This window comes from Arthrobacter sp. UYEF3 (assembly GCF_040546245.1).
Lineage (GTDB): Bacteria > Actinomycetota > Actinomycetes > Actinomycetales > Micrococcaceae > Arthrobacter.
In genome coordinates this window covers 38,693-59,020 of sequence record NZ_JBEPNK010000014.1, presented here as the reverse complement: position 1 = coordinate 59,020, position 20,328 = coordinate 38,693, and the positions used below count along the sequence as shown (strand labels likewise).

Sequence of the window (20,328 nt, the reverse complement as noted above, 5' to 3'; positions counted from 1 at the left end):
TGGGCGGCTGGAGATCTCGGTCAAGAAACGTTGTGGTGTTGGTGGTGGCGGGGCTTGCGGGGTTTAGAGAATCCCGGGAATGGCGTCGTCGGTTTCCGAGAAGGCGGTTTCCTTTTCGGCGAGGTACTCGTTCCAGGCCTGGGCGTCCCAGATCTCCGCGCGGGTGCCGGCGCCGATGACGGCCAGCTCCCTGCCGAGACCTGCGTATTCCCGGAGCGCCGGCGGAATCGTCACGCGCCCCTGCTTGTCAGGTACCTCGTCGGAGGCTCCAGAGAGGAAAACGCGGATGTAGTCACGAGCCTGCTTGGAGGAGATTGGAGCCTCCCGCATCTGTTCGTGAACCCGTCCGAATTCCGCCTCACTGAAGACGTAGATGCAACGTTCCTGGCCCCTTGTGAGAACCAGCCCGCCGGCAAGTTCCTCGCGGAACTTCGCGGGGAGGATAATTCGACCTTTTTCGTCCAGACGTGGCGAATGTGTGCCGAGAAACACGGCCTACCGCCTGTCTGTTGTAGTAAGTCCAACGTCCCCTGTGCTGCCACTACCCTCTTACGTCCTCCACATTACTCCACTTTGCTCCCCCGTCAACGGCATCCGGCATATTTAGGGGCAATTTTGAAGCCTTTAGCGCTTGAAAGTCCCTTGCCAGTAAAGGGAAGCGACAAAAGTGGTGGTAAGTGGAGGGATTTGAGCCCCCGGCCCCACTCCCGATCTCCTGGCGGTCCCAGCGGTTGCTCCGTACCCGCCGTTATGGCCCCGCCGAAGGGCAGTCTTGGAGCAGTCGCTGCACGTTAACGGCAAAAGACCCGCCGAAGCGGGTCCTTAGCTGTCCTGGTGGTGCGGAATGGAGGGCCGGCCTGGCGGCCGGAATCCGAAAGTTAGGAGTCCCCGCGGTGCCTTTCCTCCCAGCGCTCCTCAAGGTTGCTCATGAAGGAGCTGCGCGGTTTGCCCGGCTTCCGTGCCGCGCTGCCGGACTTGGCGTTGCCGCTGGAGCTGCGCATGGTCGCGTAATAGACGCCGGCGCCCATCACGACGAATCCCAGTACCCCCAGGAAGATGTTCTGCAACGTGACGCCCAGCAACAGCAACAGAATGCCGGCAAGAGCGCCGAGGACCCCGATGACCAGGTGACGGGTGGACCAGGAACGACCCGGATCCGAGCCCATAGAGCTGGCGAACTTGGGATCGTCCTCGTGCAGCTGCTTCTCAAGTTGCTCCAGCAACTTCTGTTCGTGCTCCGAGAGCGGCATCACGACCTCCTTAAGTCGGCCAACGTCCGGACTTGACGCGGCCCTTGTCCCTAAACCCCTAACGTCCGGGATCCCCGGCTGGTTCCCATTCCCCCTCATCGAAGAAGGGTGGATTTCCGGGTATCCCTGAAAGGTGTTTAGTTGGCATGGCCCACAGTCCGAACGTTCGATCCGGTCGTTCGAAATCTACGTATCTCTAGGATAGTTTGTTGCGCGCAGTTCTGAAAGACGCTGTGGCAAGCATCGCCTCCGTCCGTCGGCCCGCCGGCACCGCTCACCCGGCGTCCGGGCCGGGGTCCAGCAACCGGGCCGGAAGGACTGATTTGTTGCCGAACTTGCGGGTCACGCGGTCCAGGGCCTGCTCGGCTGCGCGCCAGTTGTCGTCCCGGCGGTCCAGGCTGAGCTGCAGGGGTGCCTGCGCCGCTTCCTCGAGCTGCTCTGCACGGATCCCGACCAGCCGCACTGTCATGGGCCGCGGGCCGACCGACTCGAGCAACTGCAGGGCTACGCCGTAGAGCAACTGCGCGCTGTCGATCGGGGTACTCACCGTGCGGCTTCGGGTAATCGTGGAGAAATCGGCGTAGCGCAGCTTCAAGGCGACGGTCCGGGCGTGCATGCCCGCGCTTCGCAGCCGTTCCGCCGTGCGGTGTGCAAGCCGCAGCAGCTCCCGGTGCAGCAGGTCGTCGTCGGCCGTGTCCACCGCGAAGGTCTCCTCGGCACCGATACTCTTTTCCAGCCGGACTGGCGTCACGGGCCGGGGATCAATCCCCCACGAGAGCCGGTGGACGTGCTCTCCGGTGGCTCCAAGGATCTTCCGCAGGGAGGGCAGCGGCGTCGCGGCGACGTCGGCCACGGTCCGGATCCCCATCCGGGCGAACACCTCCTCGGTCTTGGCGCCGACCCCCCAGAGCGCACTGACCGGCAGGGTGTGCAGGTACGGAATTGTCTCGTCGGGACCGATCAACAGCAGGCCGTCCGGTTTGCACCGGGTTGAGGCGATTTTGGCGACGAATTTGCTCGCCGCGATCCCCACCGAAGCAGTGATGCCCAGTTCGCCGGCAACCCGGCGGCGGATCAGCTCGCCGATGTCCCGCGGCGTCCCCAGCCGGCGGATGGCGCCGCCGACGTCGAGGAAAGCCTCGTCGACGCTGAGGGGCTCAACAAGGTCGGTGATCGACTCGAAAATGGCCATGATCTGGCCCGACACCTCGTAGTACAGCTTGTGCCGCGGTTCGATGATGACAGCGGAGGGGCACATCCGCGCCGCGACCACCATGGGCATCGCGGACTTGACCCCGAACTTGCGGGCTTCGTAGGAAGCAGAGAGCACCACGGAGCGGTCCGCGGGATAGCCCACAATCACGGGCCGGCCCTTGAGTTGGGGACGGCTGCGGAGCTCCACGGAGACGAAGAAGGCGTCCATGTCCACGTGCAGGATGCTGCTGCGCCGGAGTTCGCGAAGGCTCGCTTCGCTGAACTGATTCCCGCGCTGATTACCGCTGCTTATCTCGATGTGATTCTCGCTCTCCGGCCCCACCCATCAATCCTATGCGCAGGGACTGACTAAACTGGAGGCTGCATCCGGCGTCAACACCAGGAGGAATATCCCCGTGAAGGTTTTTGGAGAGCGCAAACGCGCAGTGGCGGCGCTGGTCGCCGCCGGCGCCTTGCTGGCCCTGGCCGCCTGCACCCCTGGCCAGGGCCTACCGGCAGCGTCGTCACCATCGGCGTCGACGGCGGGCTCGACCAGCGACGCCCCCACCACGGCCCCTCCCAGCCCGTCCGCCGCGCCTGGCACCTCCGCCACAGTGGGCGCCCTCGTGCCAGGCTTCCCGGAGAAGCTGCTTCCGGTGATGCCGAACGCCAAGGTGGAGTCAAGCAGTTTCGACAAGACCCGAACCCCGGCGACAGTCGCTCTGGTGGGGAAGATTAACTCGCCGGCCGCCGGCGTCGTGGCGTATTACAGCCAGGAACTGGAAAACCAGGGCTTCAAGCCGGTCCCCGGCGAGACCGTGGGGTCGGTGGCATCCAAGGACTTTCTTCGCGGTGACAATGAAACTGTGAACCTCGCCGTCGTCGAGAACGCGGGCGTTTCCACGTTCACCATTGGCGCCAACGTCGCCGCTGAGTCCGTCAAGTGAGCCTGGCCGAGCAGCTGCGGGTTGAGCAGACGGACTTCGTAGCCGCCGTCGCCGGCAAGCTGACCGATTTCCTGACCGAGCGCACCACAGTGATGTCGGCCATTTCACCGGACATTGACCCGCTGATGGGCTCCATCTCGCATCTCGTCACGGGCGGCAAACGCCTCCGCGCCCTGATGTGCTACTGGGGCTGGCGCGGGGCGGGCGGCGGCGCCGGCGCTCCCGAGGTGGTTACGGCCGGCTCGGCGCTCGAGCTGTTCCAGGCCGCTGCGTTGATCCACGACGACATCATTGACCGTTCCGACACCCGGCGTGGTGGACCCAGTGTTCACCGCCGCTTCAGCGAACTGCACGCGAGCCAGGGCTGGGCCCTCGATCCGGAGCGCTTCGGCCACGCCGCGGCCATCCTCACCGGTGACCTGTGCCTGTCCTTCAGCGAGGAATCGTTCACCGAAATCGGCGAGCGGGCGGCCTCCGGAAGCCAGGCCCGGCTCATCTTCAACCTGATGCGCGCCGAGGTCATGGCCGGACAGTACCTGGACATCCTCGAGGAGGTAGCCGGTCCGCGCCGGGACCGTGCCGGCGCCGTCAGCCGCGCCCAGTCGATCATCCGCTTTAAATCGGCCAAGTACTCCACCGAGCACCCGCTCGCGCTGGGCGGCGCGCTGGCGGGCGCCCCCGACGGGCTGCTCCGCGGCTATTCCGGCTTCGCCCTCCCCCTCGGTGAGGCCTTCCAGCTCCGCGACGACGTCCTGGGAGTCTTCGGCGACCCCCTCGCTACCGGCAAACCGGCAGGCGACGACCTCCGCGAGGGCAAGCGTACGGTCCTCATCGCTTTTGCCCTCGACCAGGCCTCGCCGGCCGAATCGAGCTTCATCGACGCCAAATTGGGCAGCCCGGACCTGGACGAGGACGACGTCGAGGAAATCCGGCGGATCATCGTGGACTGCGGGGCCCTCCGGGCCACCGAAGTCCTCATCGAAGAGTTTGGGCGGGTAGCGTTCGAAGCCCTGGACGAACTGGCCCTCGATGAGCTTCCCAAGACAGCGCTCCGGAAACTGGCCGAGGCCACGGTCAGCCGGGCCGCCTGACGCCGCACGCTACTCAGATACTCGGATACACAGAAGGCCGTGCATGGCGCCAACCGCAGTGCACGGCCTTCGCCGTACTGCTCAACATCCTGCTGGTCTACTTAGTGAAGTTCTACTTACTGTTTTTACCAGGCCATGGTCTGGGCCCGGCGCCGGATCTCCGTCTTGCGTCCCTCGCGGAGAGCGTCGATCGGCCGACCGCGCAGGGACTCGTCCGCAGTGAACAGCCAGGTAATGAGTTCCTCGTCCGAGTAGCCGGCGTCTGCCAGGACAACGATGGTGCCCTTGAGGCTCTCGACGGCGTGGCCTTCCTGGATGAAAGCGGCCGGTACGGAGCGGATCCGCCGGTCGCCAATCCGCACTGCGGCCAGCGCACGTTCGTCCAGCAGCGCATGAACTTTAGTGATGGAAACATCCAGCAGCTTTGCCACATCGGGCAGGGGCAACCATTCGCCTACAAGGCTTTCTACAGTACTCACGGATCAAGATTGCCATGCCGGGGCGGATTGCGCCTAGTCAGCCTCGGCCGGCTAATGCGACCCGTCGAAGGAGTGAAGCGCCAATGAACCCGAGACTGGGGCTTTTCCGCGGTCCGGCCGAGGCGTGGACCCGGGCACCCCAGAAGGGCCGGGGACGACACTCCAGAAAGCGGTGTTTGCAGAATGTCAAACGATTCTTGTGCTATTTCGCAATTCATGAGAGATTCACATAGTTCACATTTGTAACTGCAGTATCTTAAGTATCTTTAGTCACACTGGTAACACCAGTAATACCGGCCTGACCTGCAGCGTTCGCCGCTGAGAAGAGGATCTTTCCCATGACGACGTCTCGTACGCCGAAGTCCCCCACGAGGCACGGCCTCCCGCTGATCGCGGCGACGACGGCGGCTTTGCCCGCCGTCGTGCTTTCTTCTCTGGCGATCGCCCAACCGGCCTTGGCCGAACCGCGCCCCCGCGCAATCCCGGCGACGCTTGCCGCCGCCATGAAGGCCCAGTCCCAGGGGCTGACCGCCAAGTCGCTGCCCGCCCTGATTCCGGCCGCGTCCTTTCCGGCCGCCATCCCTACCGTATTCCGTCCTGCCCAGGTATCCGCCCCGGCGGAGTACACGATTGCCCGCGGAGACACCGTCAGTGCGATCGCTGGCAGGTTCGGCCTCGACACCTACGCGGTGCTCACGCTGAACAACCTGCAGGCCAACACCGTGATCTACCCCGGCCAGAAAATCAAGCTCACCGGCACCGCCGGCCCAGCGGCACCTGCTCCGGCGGCTCCTGCTCCGGCGGCACCGGCCGGCGGCCAGGTCTACACCGTGAAGTCCGGGGACACCCTGAGCGGTATCGCCGCCCGCCACGGCGTCAGGCTCTCCGAGGTCTTCGACTGGAACGGGCTCAATATGCGCTCCGTGATTTATCCGGGCCAGCAGGTCAAGATCGGCACGGCCGCGCCCGCCGCTCCGGCGGCTCCGGCCCCGGCGCCCGCCCCGGCGCCCGCCCCGGCACCGGCACCCGCGCCCGCGGCACAGGCCAGTTCCGGGTCATACACCATCAAGGCGGGCGACACGCTCTCGGGCATCGCCGCCCGGAACAGCGTCAAGCTCTCCGACGTCCTGTCCGCGAACCAGTTGACCATGAGCAGCATCATCTACCCCGGCAACAAGCTGGTCATTCCGGGTGCCGGCTCCGGCACTATCACCCCGGCTTCCAGCCAGCCGGCCGCCACCGTAACCCCGCTGGTGCCCGGCACGTTCCTTGGGTTCAGCTACCCGGAAGCCGTGGTCAACTCGGCCAACCAGAACAAGGCCCTGCTTAACGCTGCGCCGGTTCCCAGCCGCGAACAGATGAAGCAGATCGTGGCCGACACGGCGCGCCGTATGGGTGTGGATCCGTCCCTGGCTCTCGCGTTTGCCTTCCAGGAATCCAGCTTCGACCACCGCTCGGTGTCCCCCGCCAACGCCATCGGTGCCATGCAGGTGATCCCGTCCTCGGGGCAGTGGGCTTCGGACCTGGTGGGCCGGAAGCTGAACCTGTTGGACCCGTATGACAACGCCACTGCCGGCGTCGCGATCATCCGCCAGCTGGTGCGGACCAGCAAGGACCTGGACAACGCAATCGCGGGCTACTACCAGGGCCAGTATTCGGTGAGCACCAGGGGCATGTTCGACGATACGAAGGTCTACGTGGCCTCGATCAAAAAGTTGCAGCGGAGTTTCAGCTAAATCGCTAATATGGCGCGGGGCTGAGCCCTCCGCCGCGTAACGATACGGGTCCGGATTGCATGTCAATCCGGACCCGTTTCCGTGCAGAGCTTAGGATCAAATGGTGCAGGAATACACATCGGACGCTCTCGTCGGGACCCTGGTGGACAACCGGTACCTGATTCAATCCAAGCTGGCCCGTGGCGGGATGTCGACGGTCTACCTCGCCACCGACCGCCGGCTCGAACGGGACGTGGCGCTCAAGGTCCTGCATCCGCACATGGCCGGCGATCCGCAATTCCTGGACCGGTTGGGCCGCGAGGCCAAGGCCGCGGCCAGGCTGTCGCACCCGCATGTCGTGGGCGTCCTGGACCAAGGCGAGGACGGACCGCTGGCGTACCTGGTGATGGAGTACATCAAGGGCCACACGCTGCGGGACGTGATCAAAGAAAAAGGCGCCCTTACCCCGCGGCTGGCCCTGGCCCTGATCGACCCCGTGGCGGAAGGCCTCGGTGCGGCTCATGCCGCCGGACTCATCCACCGGGACGTCAAGCCGGAGAACGTGCTCATCGCCGACGACGGGCGGATCAAAATCGGCGATTTCGGCCTGGCACGGGCCATCACGACGACGACCAGCACCGGGGCCCTGATCGGGACCGTCGCGTACCTCTCGCCCGAACTCGTGATGGGCCGGCAGGCTGACGCCCGGAGCGATATCTATTCGCTCGGAATAATGCTCTACGAGATGCTCACCGGCCGGCAGCCGTTCGACGGCGAAGTCCCCATCCAGGTCGCCTACCAGCATGTGAACTCCAGTGTCGGCGCACCCTCCCTGCTTGTCCCGGGGCTGGCTGCCGAGCTCGACGAGCTCGTGCAATGGTGCACAGCCAACGACCCCGACCAGCGCCCGGTGGACGGCAACGCGTTGCTTTCCGAGCTCCGCCACATCCGGACCAACCTCAGCGCGGCGGAGCTGGAGTTGCGGCCGCCCGCGGCCCTGGCCGCCGGCTACCCCGCGGCAGCGGTTGCCGCGGCTGGCGCAGCTGGTGCGGCGACGGACGGCTCCGGTGCGGAACCGCCCGTGGAAGCCCACACCGAACTGCTCGGCGGCGTCCAGCGGCCCACCGAAGTCATCAGCCGCGCCAGCAATCCGACCACCGTCCTCTCCGGCACCCCGCGGCAGAATCCGCCGCGGCAGGGTGCATACGGGCCGCTCGCAACCCCCGAAGAACGGGAGTTCGGCGCCTATCCGGAAGAAGCCCCCGACGCACACGTGGCCCCGGCCGGCAAGCGGGCCCAGCGCAAACAGGACCGCGACGAGGAGAAGGCCCGGTCGCGTGCGGCCGCGACCCCCAGCCGCAGCCTGCGTGCAGGAAACCCGCGGCGTCGCGGCCTGATCTGGATCCTGGTGCTGGTCATGATCGCGTTGTTGGCGGCGGGGGGCGGCTGGTTCTTCGGCATGGGCCCGGGATCGCCGGGGACCATTCCCCAACTGGCCAACAAGACCGTGGCCGAGGCCCAGCAGTTGCTCCGCACCGCCGGCTTCCAATCGACCACCCGGGATGTCTTCGATGACAACATTTCGCCGGGATTGGTGGTGGCTTCGGAGCCTCCGGCCGGGAGGGAAATCCGCAAATTCGAGTCCGTCTCGCTCGCCGTCTCCAAGGGTCCCGAGCTCTTCGCCTTGCCCCGGCTGACCGGCAAGTCGCTCGATGACGCCAAGACTGCCCTCAACGGTGCCGGGATGGCCCTGGGTCCCGTCACCGAGAGCTACGACGAAGCAGCGCCGGCCGGAACCGTGCTGGCCCAAAACCCGGGCCAGGACACTCCGGCCAGGCACGGGACGCCCGTGGGACTGACGGTCTCCAAGGGGCCGCAGCCGATCCCGGTGCCGGATGTCCGCGGCAAAGACCAGGACGCCGCGGTCAAAGCCCTCGAAGCGGCGGGCCTCAAGGCCGTGGTTGCCACGGAACCGGTCTTCGACCGGAAGGTGCCGCAGGGCAAGGTCGTGGCGCAGGACCCCGCCAGCGGGAACCTCACGAAGGGCGGCGCGGTGACCCTCACCATCTCAAAGGGACCCAAACTCGTGCAGGTCCCCAGCTTCATCGGGAAACAAGCCTCGGAAGCCCAGAAAGCCCTTGAACAACTCGGGTTCAAAGTCCAGATCGACAACATCCTGGGCGGGTTCTTCGGCACCGTCCGCGCCCAGGATCCGGTGAACAAAAACGTCCCGGAAGGCTCGGTCATCACCCTGACCGTCGTCTAGCGCCCGCCCGCAGCAATAGCTCCGCCCCGGCTGGATCCAGCCGGGGCGGAGCTACTACAGGCCAGGGTTTGGAACCGCTAGCTAGCGTTTGGAGAGGGATCCCGCCACCAGGAACGCCATTTCCAGGGACTGCATGTGGTTCAACCGGGGATCGCAGACGGACTCGTAGCGGTCCAGGAAGGCGTCCTGGTCGATCGGGTCGGCCCCGCCGAGGCATTCAGCCACATCGTCGCCGGTCATTTCCGCGTGCAGGCCGCCCGGGACGGTACCCAGGCCGTGGTGGACCTCGAAGAAGCCGCGCACCTCGTCGATCACGTCGTCGAAGTTGCGGGTCTTGTAGCCGTTGGGCGAAGTTACGGTGTTGCCGTGCATCGGATCGGTAACCCAGAGGACCTGCGCGCCGGAAGCGGTGACCCGTTCGACGATGGGCGGCAACTTCTCCCGGATGTTACCGGCGCCCATCCGGGTGATGAAGGTCAGGCGGCCCGGTTCCCGGTTCGGGTCCAGCTTGTCGATCAGGCGGAGCGCGTCATCGCCGGTGGTGGACGGGCCAAGCTTCACGCCGATCGGGTTGCGGACACGGGAGAGGAAATCGACGTGCGCATGGTCCAGTTCGCGGGTGCGCTCCCCAATCCAAAGGAAATGCGCCGAGGTGTCGTACGGCAGGCCGGTGCGCGAATCAATGCGCGTCAGGGCACGTTCGTAGTCCAGCAGCAGGGCCTCGTGGCTCGCATAGAACTCCACCCGTTTGAGCGCCTCGAAGTCCGCCCCGCACGACGCCATGAACTTGATGGCCCGGTCAATATCGCGGGCCAGCGACTCGTAGCGCGCGTGCGCCGGATTCTCCGTGAAGCCCTTGTTCCACTGGTGCACGAGCCGAAGGTCGGCGAAGCCCCCCTGCGTGAAGGCGCGGATCAGGTTAAGGGTCGACGCCGAGGTGTGGTAGGCCTTGAGCATCCGACCGGCGTCGTGGGCCCGCGATCCGGGTGTGAACTCATAGCCGTTGACAATGTCGCCGCGGTAGGCCGGCAGCGTGACGCCGTCTCGCGTTTCATCGTTCGAGGAGCGCGGCTTGGCAAACTGGCCCGCCATCCGGCCCATCTTGATCACGGGCATCGCAGCGCCGTAAGTGAGGACGACGGACATCTGCAGGATTGTCTTGACCCGCGCGCTGATCTTGTCCGCTGTGGCGGCTTCGAAGGTTTCCGCGCAGTCGCCGCCCTGGAGCAGGAACGCCTTGCCCTGGGCCGCCGCGGCAAGCCGTTCGCGCAGGATGTCCACCTCGCCGGCGAAGACCAACGGCGGCAACACCGACAGTTCCTGGACCGAAGCCTCAAAGACGGCCCGGTCGGACCAGCTGGGCTGCTGCGAGGCCGGCAGTTCCCGCCAGTGATCCAGCCCCGGATAGTTGGCGGCCCCGCTTTGCGCAGTGCTGGTGAAAGCCGTGCCGGCGAAAGCCGTGCCCGCCAGGGTCCTGCCGGCCGGAGGCATGCCGTTCGAGGCGGAGCCCTCGGGCGAGGGGTTGTTGACGGGGGACGTCGAAGGCGCAGATAGCTCAGTCACCCTCTAAGGATAGTTGGCGCCGCGCCGAACGGGCACGCCCGGCGTCATCGACGGCGGGCCCGCCGTCACACAGTTCCGGCGGTGTCCGGTCCCTGGCCGGCGCCGGCCTCGGGCAGCCCGGTGGCTTTGCCGGCCAACCGAAGTTTGACGACAGCGGCGTACTCGTCGACATAGTCCTGGCCGGAGAGCCGCATCAGTTCGTTCATGATCTCGTCGGTCACGGTGCGTTGGACCAACCGGTCGTCCTCCATGCCGTAGTAGCGGCTGAAGTCCAGCGGTTCACCAAAGATCATCCCGATGCGCCGGATGTTGGGCACCCGCTTGCCGATCGGCTGGACCTTATCCGTGCCGATCATCGCTATCGGGATCACCGGAACCCGGGCCTGCAGGGCGAGCCGCGCCACACCGACCTTTCCGCGGTACAGGCGGGCGTCCGGGCTGCGCGTTCCCTCGGGGTAGATGCCCAGGAGCGAGCCGTTCTTCAGCACGTCCATGCCGGCGTTGAGCGACGTGGCGGACGCTGCTCCCCCGGACCGGTCCATCGGCAGCTGGTTGGTCAGGCGGAAGAAGCCAGCAGTCAGTTTGCCCTTGATTCCCGTGCCCGTGAAGTACTCGGACTTGGCCAGGAACACTACCGGCCGGGGCACCATGAGCGGCATGAAGATTGAATCGGAGAAGGAAAGGTGGTTGGAGGCCAGGATGGCCGCGCCGTCGGCCGGAACGTTGTCCAGTCCCTTGACCCACGGCCGGAACAACAACTTCAGCACCGGCCCAAGGACGAACGTCTTCATGAACCAATAAAACACGGGATGTACCCCTCCGGCCGGCGTCCGGCCGGCCCTCGGTCGGCCCGGCCAGGACTTCAATGACACCCTACTCTAGTGAGTTTTGGTCCGAACAGTGACACGATGGGCTCATGACCGAAAGCAGCACTCCGATGGCGCCTGCCGCTTTCAGCTATCCCGGCCATGGAGCCAATGCCGGCGTCGGAGTGGCTATCTGCCACGGCTTCACGGGAAGCCCCCTGTCGGTCCTGCCCTGGGCCGAGCATCTGGCGTCCCTGGGCCACGCGGTCTCCGTCCCGTTGCTGCCCGGACATGGCACCGACTGGCACGACCTCGCCCGGCACAGCTGGCAGGACTGGTACGGCGCGTTCGAGGCCGCGTACCTGGACCTGGCGGCCCGCACCGGCAGCTGCTTCGTGGCCGGCCTGTCCATGGGCGGCACCATCGCCCTGCGGGCCGCAGCCCGCCACCGGGTGGCGGGCGTCGCCGTCGTCAATCCAGGACTCAGCTTCTACGACCGCAGGGTGCGGTACATCGGGGTGCTCAAGCACCTGCAGCGCACCACCGTCCCGCTCCGGGAGGCGGAGTCGACAGCGGCTGCCACGCAGGACGGCGACTACTCGGTGACTCCGCTCCACGCCGTCCACCAGTTGCGCAAGCTGTTCACCGCAACCCTGCGCGAACTGCCCGACGTCGAGGCGCCCACGCTGGTGTTCAAATCGGACACCGACGCCGTGGTGCCGCCGTCCTCGCTGGAACTGCTGCGGAACCGCCTCGGATCGCGGGAGTTGACAGTGGTGCGTCTTCCTGAGAGCGGGCACGTTGCCACCCGGGACGTCGACGCGCCGCTGATCTTTGCGCAGTCCGCGCGGTTTTTCCGTGAGCACACGGCCCTGTCCGCAGTCCAGTCCACAGTCCCCGCCGGCACGGAGCATCCATGAGCACAGCACTCGACCACTCGCCTTTCAGCAGCCCGTTCACCGGCTCCGGTGCCCGGACCGGAGTCGTGGTGTCCCATGGCTTCACCGGCAGCCCGCACGGCGTCCGGGCGTGGGCCGAGTCCCTCGCCGCCGCCGGCTACGCAGTTCGGATGCCGCTGCTGCCCGGGCACGGCACCAGTTGGCAGGAGCTGGCCCGGACACGGTGGCAGGAGTGGCACGCGGGGATCGACGCCGCCTACCTGGAGCTGGCCGCGGAGTGCGACCACGTCGTGGTGGCCGGCCTCTCGATGGGCGGGGCGCTGGCCCTGCGGCTGGCGGCCACCCGTCCGGTAGCCGGGGCGGTAGTGGTAAACCCCGGCCTGGTCATCGATGATCCCCGCGCGCCGCTGGCCGGAATCCTGAAGTTCGTGCTCAAGAGCACCCCGGCGATCGCCAACGACATCCTGAAGGAGGGCGTCGATGAGGGCGCCTACCCGCGGACCCCGGTGGCGGCGGCGCACGAATTGAACAAAATGTTCAAGGACACCCTCCGGCTGTTGCCGCAGATCACGGCGCCGGTGCGGGTCTACCGCTCGACCGTGGACCATGTCGTCTCCGACGCCAGCGTCGCCGCCCTGCGCCGCGGCCTGAGCAACGCCCCGCTGGAGGTCATCCGGCTGGAGAACAGCTACCACGTCGCTACCCTGGACAACGACGCGCCCCGGATTTTCCGCGGCACGGCAGAGTTCATCCGCTCGGTTGTGGACGGATCTGTTGTGGACGGGCAAAACCCCCGCTCCGCCGGCGCCAGCCGGAAGGAAACGGCCGATGACTAAATCCGACTCCGGCTCCCCCGACCCGGACTCCAGCGCCAACCAGGACGACGCCGTCTGGCTGGAGCTGGTCGCCCGGCTCGAGGCCACCGACTCCGGGCTCGCCGCCCCCGCTGACGGAACCGCCGCCGCACGGACCTTCAGCGACTTCGACCCGCTGGGCCTCGCGGCCCCGCCGCCGCTGGAGCCCCGTCCCGGCGGCCGGCCGGCCCCCCGGGAGAGCGTTGGCCACGACGGCGCAGCGGTCAATGCCGAGGGCAATACAGGGCGCGGTCCCCGGGACTATGAACCGGACGACGGCGACGGAGACTTCGTCCCCGAGGAGCCGCCCAGCCTGGCCGGATCGGACCCGATGACCGTACTTGCGTGGCTGGGGGCCGTCGGCGGCCCGATCGCGCTGCTGCTATCCGCCATCTTCTGGCGGTCCGCGCCGCTGCTGGCGGTGGCCGGCATAGTGGTGGCCTTTGCGGCGTCGGTGGTGTTCCTGATCATGAAGTTGCCGCAGGAAAAGGACGACCACGACGACGGCGCCAGGGTCTAGCCCGGCATGGCCTAACCGGCTGTGGTCCAGCTAGCCGCGCATCCGGCTGCTGACCCGGGAGAGATCAGCGGCGCCGATCAGCCCCGCGTTGGGGCCCAGGGCCGCCAGTTCAATCGCCGCCGCCGGGCGGAAACCGCGTCCGGTCAGATTCCGTGCGAAGGCCTTCCGTGCCGGGGCCAGCAGGAGGTCGCCGGCGTCGCAGAGTCCGCCGCCGATGACGAGGGTGCCCGGGTCCAGGGCCGCGGCCAGGTTCGCCAGCCCCAGGCCGAGCCACTCCCCGACGTCCTCGAGGAGTTCCCGCGAGGTGGGATCGCCGGCCTTGGCAAGCTCGGTGACGATCGCCCCCGTGATCCGTTCGGGGCGGCCGTCCACCACCCTCAGCAGTTCCTGGGCCACCGGCGAGTTGCCGTCGGCCAGTTCCCGCGCTTCCCGGCCGAGCGCGTTGCCGGAGGCGTATTGCTCCCAGCAGCCGCGGTTGCCGCACTCACAGCGGTGGCCGCCCGGCACCAGGATCTGGTGGCCGAATTCACCGGCGACGCCGAAGCGGCCCCTTTCCAGCCGGCCGTCCATCACCATGGCCCCGCCGATTCCGGTGCCCAGGGTGATGCAGACCAGCCGGCTCTCGCCCCGTCCCGCCCCGAACCGCCACTCCGCCCAGCCGGCGGCGTCGGCGTCGTTGGTTAGCAGCACCGGCCGGCGAAGCATCCGCTGCAGGTTGTTCCGGAGCGGCTCGTTGCGCCAGGCCAGGTGCGGGCTGAAGAGCACGGTGGCCCCGTCCAGGTCCATCCAGCCGGCGGCGCCGATGCCCACCGACCGGATCCGGTGGTCCCGCCCCAGTTCCTCCACGAGTTCGACGATCACTTGTTCTACGGCGCGGGGGTCGTTCCCCGGGGTTGACCGCCTGGCTTGGCTGAGGATGCGCCCCTCCGCGTCCACCACCCCGGCCGCCACCTTGGTGCCGCCAATGTCCACGCCGATCGCCAGTCCCTTGCGCCCGAGTCGCAGGTGCTCGCGCAGGCGGCCGGCCCCTGCCCCGCCGGGACGGCCTTGAGCGCTTCGCCGCCATGCAGCAGTCATGCGCTGCCGGCCGGGCCGCGGGCCGGGTGTTGGAGTGTGCATCGCTCCCATTCTATGGTCCGTCGGACCATAGGTCGTGGGCCGCCCTGCCGCGGCCCGACCGGCACGATCAGCGGCCCGGACCATAAAGTTACTCGCCAGTAGCGAATGGAGCACACCCATTGCGGGCCACAGACTAGTGTTGGTCGTACCCACTTGCGGGTCTATGGATATCAAAGGAGCTATCGTGCGAGAAATCAGTATCCCGCCCCTGGTCACCGTCCCGCCGGAAACGAACGTGACGGACCTGGTCCTGCGCCAGGCCGCCAAGGCATCCAACCCTTCCCTATTCTCGCGGCTTGACACCGCCGGCCGGTGGCAGGACGTCCGGGCCACCGATTTCCTGGCCGATGTGTCCCTGCTCGCCAAAGGGCTGATGGCCAGCGGTGTGGCGGCCGGCGACCGGGTCGGCATCATGTCCCGCACTCGGTACGAATGGACCCTCGTGGACTTCGCAATCTGGTTCGCCGGCGCCGTCTCGGTTCCGATTTACGAGACGTCCTCCCCTTCGCAGGTGGCCTGGAACCTCGGCGACTCGGGCGCCGTCGCAGCCTTCGGCGAAACGGCCCACCACGAGGACATCATCCGGCAGGCGGCGACCTCCGAGGGCCTGACCGGGCTGAGGCACGTCTGGCAACTCGAAGGCGACGCCCTCGACGAGGTCCGGGCCGCCGGCTCCGGGATCAGCGATGAGGCACTCGAGGCTCGACGCAGCCAGGCCTCCCTGACCGATCTCGCCACCATCATCTACACTTCGGGCACCACCGGGCGGCCAAAAGGCTGCGAACTGACCCACGGCAACTTCGTGGAGTTGTCCGACAACGTGCTGGCGACCTCGCTGGGCCAGACCGTCCACGAGCAGGCCAGGACCATCATGTTCCTCCCGCTGGCGCACGTCTTTGCCCGCTTCATCTCGGTCCTCGCGGTGGCGGCCGGTGTGACCGTCGCGCACACCCCGGACATCAAGAACCTGCTGCCGGACCTGCAAAGCTACCGGCCCACCTTCATCCTCGCGGTGCCGAGGGTCTTCGAGAAGGTTTACAACTCCGCCCTGACCAAGGCCGAGGACGGCGGCAAGGGTGCCATCTTCCACCGCGCCGCCGAAACCGCCATCGCCTATTCGCGGGCCAGGCAGGAAGGCAGGGTGGGCCTGGGCCTGCGGCTCAAGCACGCCCTGTTCGACCGGCTGGTCTATGGCAAGCTCCGCGCCGCAATGGGCGGCGAGGTCGCGCACGCCGTATCCGGGGGCGGTCCGCTGGGCGCACGGCTCGGGCACTTCTTCCAGGGCATCGGCCTGCAGATCCTCGAGGGCTACGGCCTGACGGAAACCACGGCTCCGGTCACGGTCAATACGCCGTCGCTGATCAAGATCGGCACCGTCGGCGCACCGATCCCCGGCAACGCCGTGCGGATCGCCGACGACGGTGAGATCCTCGCCAAGGGCGTCTGCGTCATGCGGGGCTACTTCAACCGCGATGATCTCACGTCCGAGGCCTTCGAGGACGGGTGGCTGCGCACCGGCGACATCGGCCAGCTCGACGAACAGGGCTTCCTGACCATCACCGGCCGGAAGAAGGAAATCATCGTCACGGCCGGTGGCAAGAACGTGGTGCCGGCGCTGCTGGAGGACCAGATCCGCGCCGACGCCCTCGTCTCGCAGGTCCTTGTGGTGGGCGACAACCGGCCGTTTATCGGCGCCCTCGTCTCCCTGGATGAGGAGGCCCTCCCCGGCTGGCTGCAGCGCCACGGGCTCCCGGCGTCGACCACACTGGCCGAGGCCACCGAAAACTCGACAGTCAATGCGGCGGTCCAGGAGCTCATCAACCAGGCGAACCAGTCCGTCTCGCAGGCCGAGGCCATCAAATCCTTCCGGATTGTGACTTCCGACTTCACCGAGGCCTCCGGGCACCTGACCCCGTCCATGAAGGTCAAGCGCGGCCAGGTAATGAAGGACTTCGAGGACGTGATCGAGGAGATGTACGCCGCGAAGCGCGCCACGCACGCCTGACACGCCTCGCCACCCGCCATACAGCAATGCGGGGTCAGTTACCGCCCGTCTTTGACCCTCAGATGGGCGGTAACTGACCCCGCGTTGTTTTTTCTACTCGACGACCAGCAGCAGGTCACCGCCCTGGACCTGTTCGACGGCGCCAACGGCGAGCCGGGCCACAGTCCCGGCTACCGGCGTCGTGATGGAGGCTTCCATCTTCATCGCCTCGATGGTCGCGACCGTGTCCCCTGCCTTGACAGCGTCGCCTGACTTGACGGTCAGGGTGACGGCGCCGGCGAAGGGCGCGGCAACCTGTCCCGGCTGCGCGGCGTCGGCCCGCTCGGCGGCCTTGACGTTGCTGACCACGGATCGGTCACGGACCACCACCGGCCTGGACTGGCCGTTGAGCGTGCACATTACGGTGCGCATGCCCTTCTCGTCCGGTTCCGATACCGCCTCCAGCGAGGCGATCAGGCGGACGCCCTTCTCCAGCTCGATCTCGTGTTCCGCGCCGCGCTGCAGTCCGAAGAGGTAGTCGCGGGTGTCCAGCACGGAGAGGTTGCCGTAGGTCTCGACGCTCTTTTGGTAGTCCTTGGTGGGCCCGGCGAAGAGCAGCCGGTTAAGGGTCTGCTGCACCGTCATCGAGTCACCCTTGAGGGCCGCGCTGTCCTCCGCGCTGAGTTCGGCGTCGCGGACCTTGACACTACGGCCCTGCAGGGCCTTGGTCCGGAACGGCTCGGGCCAGCCGCCGGGCGGGTCGCCCAGTTCGCCGGAGAGGAAGCCGATTACGGAGTCCGGGATGTCGTACTTCTGCGGGTTCTCGTTGAAGTCGGCCGGATCGGCGTTCAGGCCCACCAGGTGCAGGGCGAGGTCGCCGACCACCTTGGACGACGGCGTGACCTTCACGAGCCGGCCCAGGATCCGGTCCGCCGCGGTGTACATGTCTTCAATCGCCTCGAAGCGTTCGCCGAGGCCGAGGGCCATGGCCTGCTGGCGCAGGTTGGAGAGCTGACCGCCGGGGATCTCATGCTGGTAAACCCGGCCCGTGGGACCGGGCAGACCCGATTCGAAGGGGGCGTAGACGCGGCGTACGGCCTCCCAGTAGGGTTCCAGGGCGCACACGTTGGCCAGGCTCAGGCCGGTGTCGCGGGGCGTGTGGGCCAAGGCCGCGACGAGGGCCGAGGCGGAGACCTGGCTGGTGGTACCGGCCAGCGACGCCGACGCTACGTCCACGGCATCCACCCCTGCGTCCACGGCCGCCAGCAGGGTGGCCAGCTGCCCGCCCGCGGTGTCGTGGGTGTGCAGGTGGACCGGCAGGTCGAACCTCTCCCGCAGGGCCGTCACGAGGCGTGCGGCGGCCGCGGGACGCAGCAGTCCGGCCATGTCCTTGATCGCGAGGATGTGCGCGCCGGCGTCGACAATCTTCTGCGCCAGCTCCAGGTAGTAGTCGAGGGTGTAGAGCTTCTCGTCCGGATCGAGCAGGTCCGCGGTGTAGCAGAGGGCGACCTCGGCCACGGCGGTCCCGGTTTCACGCACGGCGCGGATGGCGGGGGCCATCTGGTGGACATCGTTGAGGGCGTCGAAGATGCGGAAGATGTCGATGCCGGTTGCGGCGGCCTCGTTGACGAAGGCCACCGTCACCTCTTCCGGGTACGGCGTGTAGCCGACGGTGTTCCGGCCGCGGAGCAACATCTGCAGGCAGATGTTCGGCAGCGCCTTGCGCAGCGCGGCCAGGCGGTCCCAGGGGTCCTCGCCGAGGAAGCGCAGGGCGACGTCGTAGGTCGCGCCGCCCCAGGCCTCGACGGAGAGGAGTTCCGGCAGCAGCTTGGACTCGGCGGGCCCGGCCGCTACGAGGTCGCGGGTACGGACGCGCGTCGCCAGCAGCGACTGGTGCGCGTCACGGAAAGTGGTGTCGGTGACGGCGACAGCCGCCTGGCCGCGGAGGGCCTTCGCAAAGCCCTGAGGTCCGAGCTCGAGCAGCCGCTGGCGGGACCCGGCCGGGGCATCGCCGTCCGCCAGTTCGGGAAGCTTGTCCGCCGGGTCGCTGTGCACGGTGAGCTCGCCGTTGGGTTTGTTCACCGTGACCTCGGCGAGCCAAGTCAGCAGCTTGGTGCCGCGGTCCGCAGAGACGCGGGCCTTGAGCAGTCCGGGGCGTTCGTCGATGAACGAGGTGGCGACATCGCCGGCGACGAAGTCCGGATCATCCAGCACGGCCTGCAGGAAAGAGATGTTGGTGGACACGCCCCGGATCCGGAACTCGGCGAGGGCTCGCCGGGCGCGGGCGACGGCGGTCGGGTAATCGCGGCCGCGGCACGTCAGCTTCACCAGCATCGAGTCGAAGTGCGGGCTGATTTCGGCGCCCGAGTACACGGTGCCGCCGTCGAGCCGGACGCCGGCACCGCCGGCCGAACGGTAGCCGGTGATCTTGCCGACGTCGGGCCGGAAGCCGTTCGCCGGGTCCTCGGTGGTGATACGGCACTGCAGCGCGGCGCCCCGGAGCTTGACCGTCTCCTGCGAGAGGCCCAGGTCGGCGAGGGTCTCGCCGGCGGCGATGCGCAGCTGGGCCTGGACGAGGTCGACGTCGGTGACTTCCTCGGTGACGGTGTGCTCGACCTGGATGCGCGGGTTCATCTCGATGAAGACATGCTGGCCTGCCCGTTCGCCCACGGTGTCGACGAGGAACTCCACGGTGCCGGCGTTGACGTAGTTCAACGCCTTGGCGAATTTCACGGCGTCGCGGTACAGCGCCTGCCGGATGCCCTCGTCCAGGTTGGGCGCGGGGGCAATCTCGATGACCTTCTGGTGGCGGCGCTGGATGGAGCAGTCACGCTCGAAGAGGTGCATGACGTTGCCCTCGGCGTCGGCGAGGATCTGCACTTCGATGTGGCGCGGCCGCAGGACTGCCTGCTCCAGGAACATGGTGGGATCGCCGAAGGCCGCGTCGGCCTCACGCATCGCGGCCTGCAGGGCCTCGGGCAGAGCCTCCCGGTTTTCCACCCGGCGCATGCCGCGGCCGCCACCACCGGCAACGGCCTTCGCAAAGATGGGGAACCCGATTTCGTCCGCGGCGGCGATGAGTACCTCGACGTCCTTGGAGGGCTGGCTGGACCGGAGCACCGGGACGCCCGCCTTGCGGGCGGCTTCGAGGGCGGCGACCTTGTTGCCGGCCAGTTCCAGGACCTCTGCGGGCGGACCGACGAAGGTGATGCCGGCCGCAGTAGCGGCACGGGCCAGGTTGGGGTTTTCCGAAAGGAAGCCGTAGCCGGGGTAGATCGCATCGGCGCCAGCCTCCTTGGCCACCCGGACCACCTCGTCCACGTCAAGGTAGGCCCGGACCGGGTGGCCTTCCTCGCCGATCAGATACGCCTCGTCGGCCTTCTGGCGGTGGATGGAGTTGCGGTCTTCGGTAGGGAACACAGCAACAGTCTTGGCGCCCAGCTCGTAGCTGGCGCGGAAGGCACGGATCGCGATTTCGCCGCGGTTAGCCACCAGAATCTTGGAAAACATACTTCTCCTGCATCATTACGAGGTTGGTAAGTTGTCACAGTTTCTAAGACGTGTGCGCGCTTACACAAATCTTTGTGGCGACCATCACAGCATTATGCTTCATCTGGGCCGCATTAAGGAGATCGCCGGCG

The 20,328-nt window shown here is 67.3% G+C and carries 16 protein-coding genes; 8 read left to right on the top strand and 8 right to left on the bottom strand.

The window, feature by feature from the left end; translation table 11 throughout:
- Positions 1-63 precede the first annotated feature (63 nt).
- The 3 genes from mraZ to dinB all read right to left on the bottom strand — a co-directional run bounded on the left by mraZ (position 64) and on the right by dinB (position 2,757).
- Positions 64-492 carry a division/cell wall cluster transcriptional repressor MraZ gene (mraZ, locus tag ABIB14_RS11485; protein WP_160666519.1) on the bottom strand — a complete coding sequence of 143 codons (429 nt, stop codon included), beginning with the start codon at positions 490-492 and terminating at the stop codon, positions 64-66.
- A 386-nt stretch (positions 493-878) separates the two neighbouring features.
- A complete protein-coding gene (locus ABIB14_RS11480) occupies positions 879-1,250 on the bottom strand; it encodes an SCO2097 family morphological protein (RefSeq protein ID WP_354236005.1) in 372 nt (123 codons plus the stop codon).
- Positions 1,251-1,524: 274 nt separating this feature from the next.
- Positions 1,525-2,757 (bottom strand): DNA polymerase IV, encoded by a 1,233-nt coding sequence (dinB, locus tag ABIB14_RS11475; RefSeq protein WP_502909653.1) that lies wholly within the window; start codon positions 2,755-2,757, stop codon positions 1,525-1,527.
- 103 nt (positions 2,758-2,860) lie between these two features.
- Between dinB and ABIB14_RS11470 the strand changes: the two genes are divergently transcribed.
- Both ABIB14_RS11470 and ABIB14_RS11465 read left to right on the top strand, forming a co-directional pair.
- Positions 2,861-3,391, top strand: a complete 531-nt coding sequence (locus ABIB14_RS11470; protein ID WP_354236004.1) for a hypothetical protein — start codon at positions 2,861-2,863, stop codon at positions 3,389-3,391.
- Positions 3,388-4,482, top strand: a complete 1,095-nt coding sequence (locus tag ABIB14_RS11465) for a polyprenyl synthetase family protein (RefSeq protein WP_354236003.1) — start codon at positions 3,388-3,390, stop codon at positions 4,480-4,482. The genes ABIB14_RS11470 and ABIB14_RS11465 overlap by 4 nt, the downstream gene beginning before the upstream one ends.
- Positions 4,483-4,607: 125 nt before the next feature.
- Here ABIB14_RS11465 and ABIB14_RS11460 read toward each other — a convergent pair whose 3' ends face one another.
- Complete coding sequence (locus ABIB14_RS11460; protein ID WP_354236002.1) at positions 4,608-4,961, bottom strand: Rv2175c family DNA-binding protein; 354 nt, start codon at positions 4,959-4,961, stop codon at positions 4,608-4,610.
- 338 nt (positions 4,962-5,299) lie between these two features.
- Here ABIB14_RS11460 and ABIB14_RS11455 point away from each other — a divergent pair, with 338 nt between their 5' ends.
- A complete protein-coding gene (locus ABIB14_RS11455) occupies positions 5,300-6,697 on the top strand; it encodes a LysM peptidoglycan-binding domain-containing protein (protein WP_354236001.1) in 1,398 nt (465 codons plus the stop codon).
- 100 nt (positions 6,698-6,797) lie between these two features.
- On the top strand, positions 6,798-8,942 hold the full coding sequence (locus ABIB14_RS11450) for a Stk1 family PASTA domain-containing Ser/Thr kinase (protein WP_354236000.1): 2,145 nt from the start codon (positions 6,798-6,800) through the stop codon (positions 8,940-8,942).
- A gap of 81 nt (positions 8,943-9,023) precedes the next feature.
- Here ABIB14_RS11450 and ABIB14_RS11445 read toward each other — a convergent pair whose 3' ends face one another.
- Together ABIB14_RS11445 and ABIB14_RS11440 are read right to left on the bottom strand one after the other, a co-directional pair.
- On the bottom strand, positions 9,024-10,433 hold the full coding sequence (locus ABIB14_RS11445; RefSeq protein ID WP_354236043.1) for a class II 3-deoxy-7-phosphoheptulonate synthase: 1,410 nt from the start codon (positions 10,431-10,433) through the stop codon (positions 9,024-9,026).
- A gap of 137 nt (positions 10,434-10,570) precedes the next feature.
- The gene (locus ABIB14_RS11440; RefSeq protein ID WP_354235999.1) at positions 10,571-11,311 is read right to left on the bottom strand and encodes a lysophospholipid acyltransferase family protein; all 741 of its coding nucleotides are present in this window, start codon (positions 11,309-11,311) and stop codon (positions 10,571-10,573) included.
- Between the two features lie 110 nt (positions 11,312-11,421).
- On the opposite strand from ABIB14_RS11440, the gene ABIB14_RS11435 reads away from it, so the two are divergent.
- The 3 genes from ABIB14_RS11435 to ABIB14_RS11425 are packed head-to-tail and all read left to right on the top strand — an operon-like array spanning position 11,422 to position 13,584.
- Positions 11,422-12,231: an alpha/beta hydrolase gene (locus tag ABIB14_RS11435; RefSeq protein WP_354235998.1), complete on the top strand. Its 810-nt coding sequence runs from the start codon at positions 11,422-11,424 to the stop codon at positions 12,229-12,231.
- The gene (locus ABIB14_RS11430; RefSeq protein ID WP_354235997.1) at positions 12,228-13,046 is read left to right on the top strand and encodes an alpha/beta hydrolase; all 819 of its coding nucleotides are present in this window, start codon (positions 12,228-12,230) and stop codon (positions 13,044-13,046) included. The genes ABIB14_RS11435 and ABIB14_RS11430 overlap by 4 nt, the downstream gene beginning before the upstream one ends.
- Positions 13,039-13,584, top strand: coding sequence for a hypothetical protein (locus tag ABIB14_RS11425; RefSeq protein WP_354235996.1), 546 nt, complete (start codon positions 13,039-13,041; stop codon positions 13,582-13,584). The genes ABIB14_RS11430 and ABIB14_RS11425 overlap by 8 nt, the downstream gene beginning before the upstream one ends.
- Positions 13,585-13,614: 30 nt before the next feature.
- On the opposite strand, the gene ABIB14_RS11420 is transcribed toward ABIB14_RS11425, so the two are convergent.
- The gene (locus ABIB14_RS11420; RefSeq protein WP_354235995.1) at positions 13,615-14,703 is read right to left on the bottom strand and encodes an ROK family glucokinase; all 1,089 of its coding nucleotides are present in this window, start codon (positions 14,701-14,703) and stop codon (positions 13,615-13,617) included.
- A gap of 184 nt (positions 14,704-14,887) precedes the next feature.
- Between ABIB14_RS11420 and ABIB14_RS11415 the strand changes: the two genes are divergently transcribed.
- Positions 14,888-16,708 (top strand): AMP-dependent synthetase/ligase, encoded by a 1,821-nt coding sequence (locus ABIB14_RS11415; protein WP_354235994.1) that lies wholly within the window; start codon positions 14,888-14,890, stop codon positions 16,706-16,708.
- A gap of 93 nt (positions 16,709-16,801) precedes the next feature.
- On the opposite strand, the gene ABIB14_RS11410 is transcribed toward ABIB14_RS11415, so the two are convergent.
- Positions 16,802-20,197: a pyruvate carboxylase gene (locus ABIB14_RS11410; RefSeq protein ID WP_354235993.1), complete on the bottom strand. Its 3,396-nt coding sequence runs from the start codon at positions 20,195-20,197 to the stop codon at positions 16,802-16,804.
- Between the last annotated feature and the right edge of the window lie 131 nt (positions 20,198-20,328).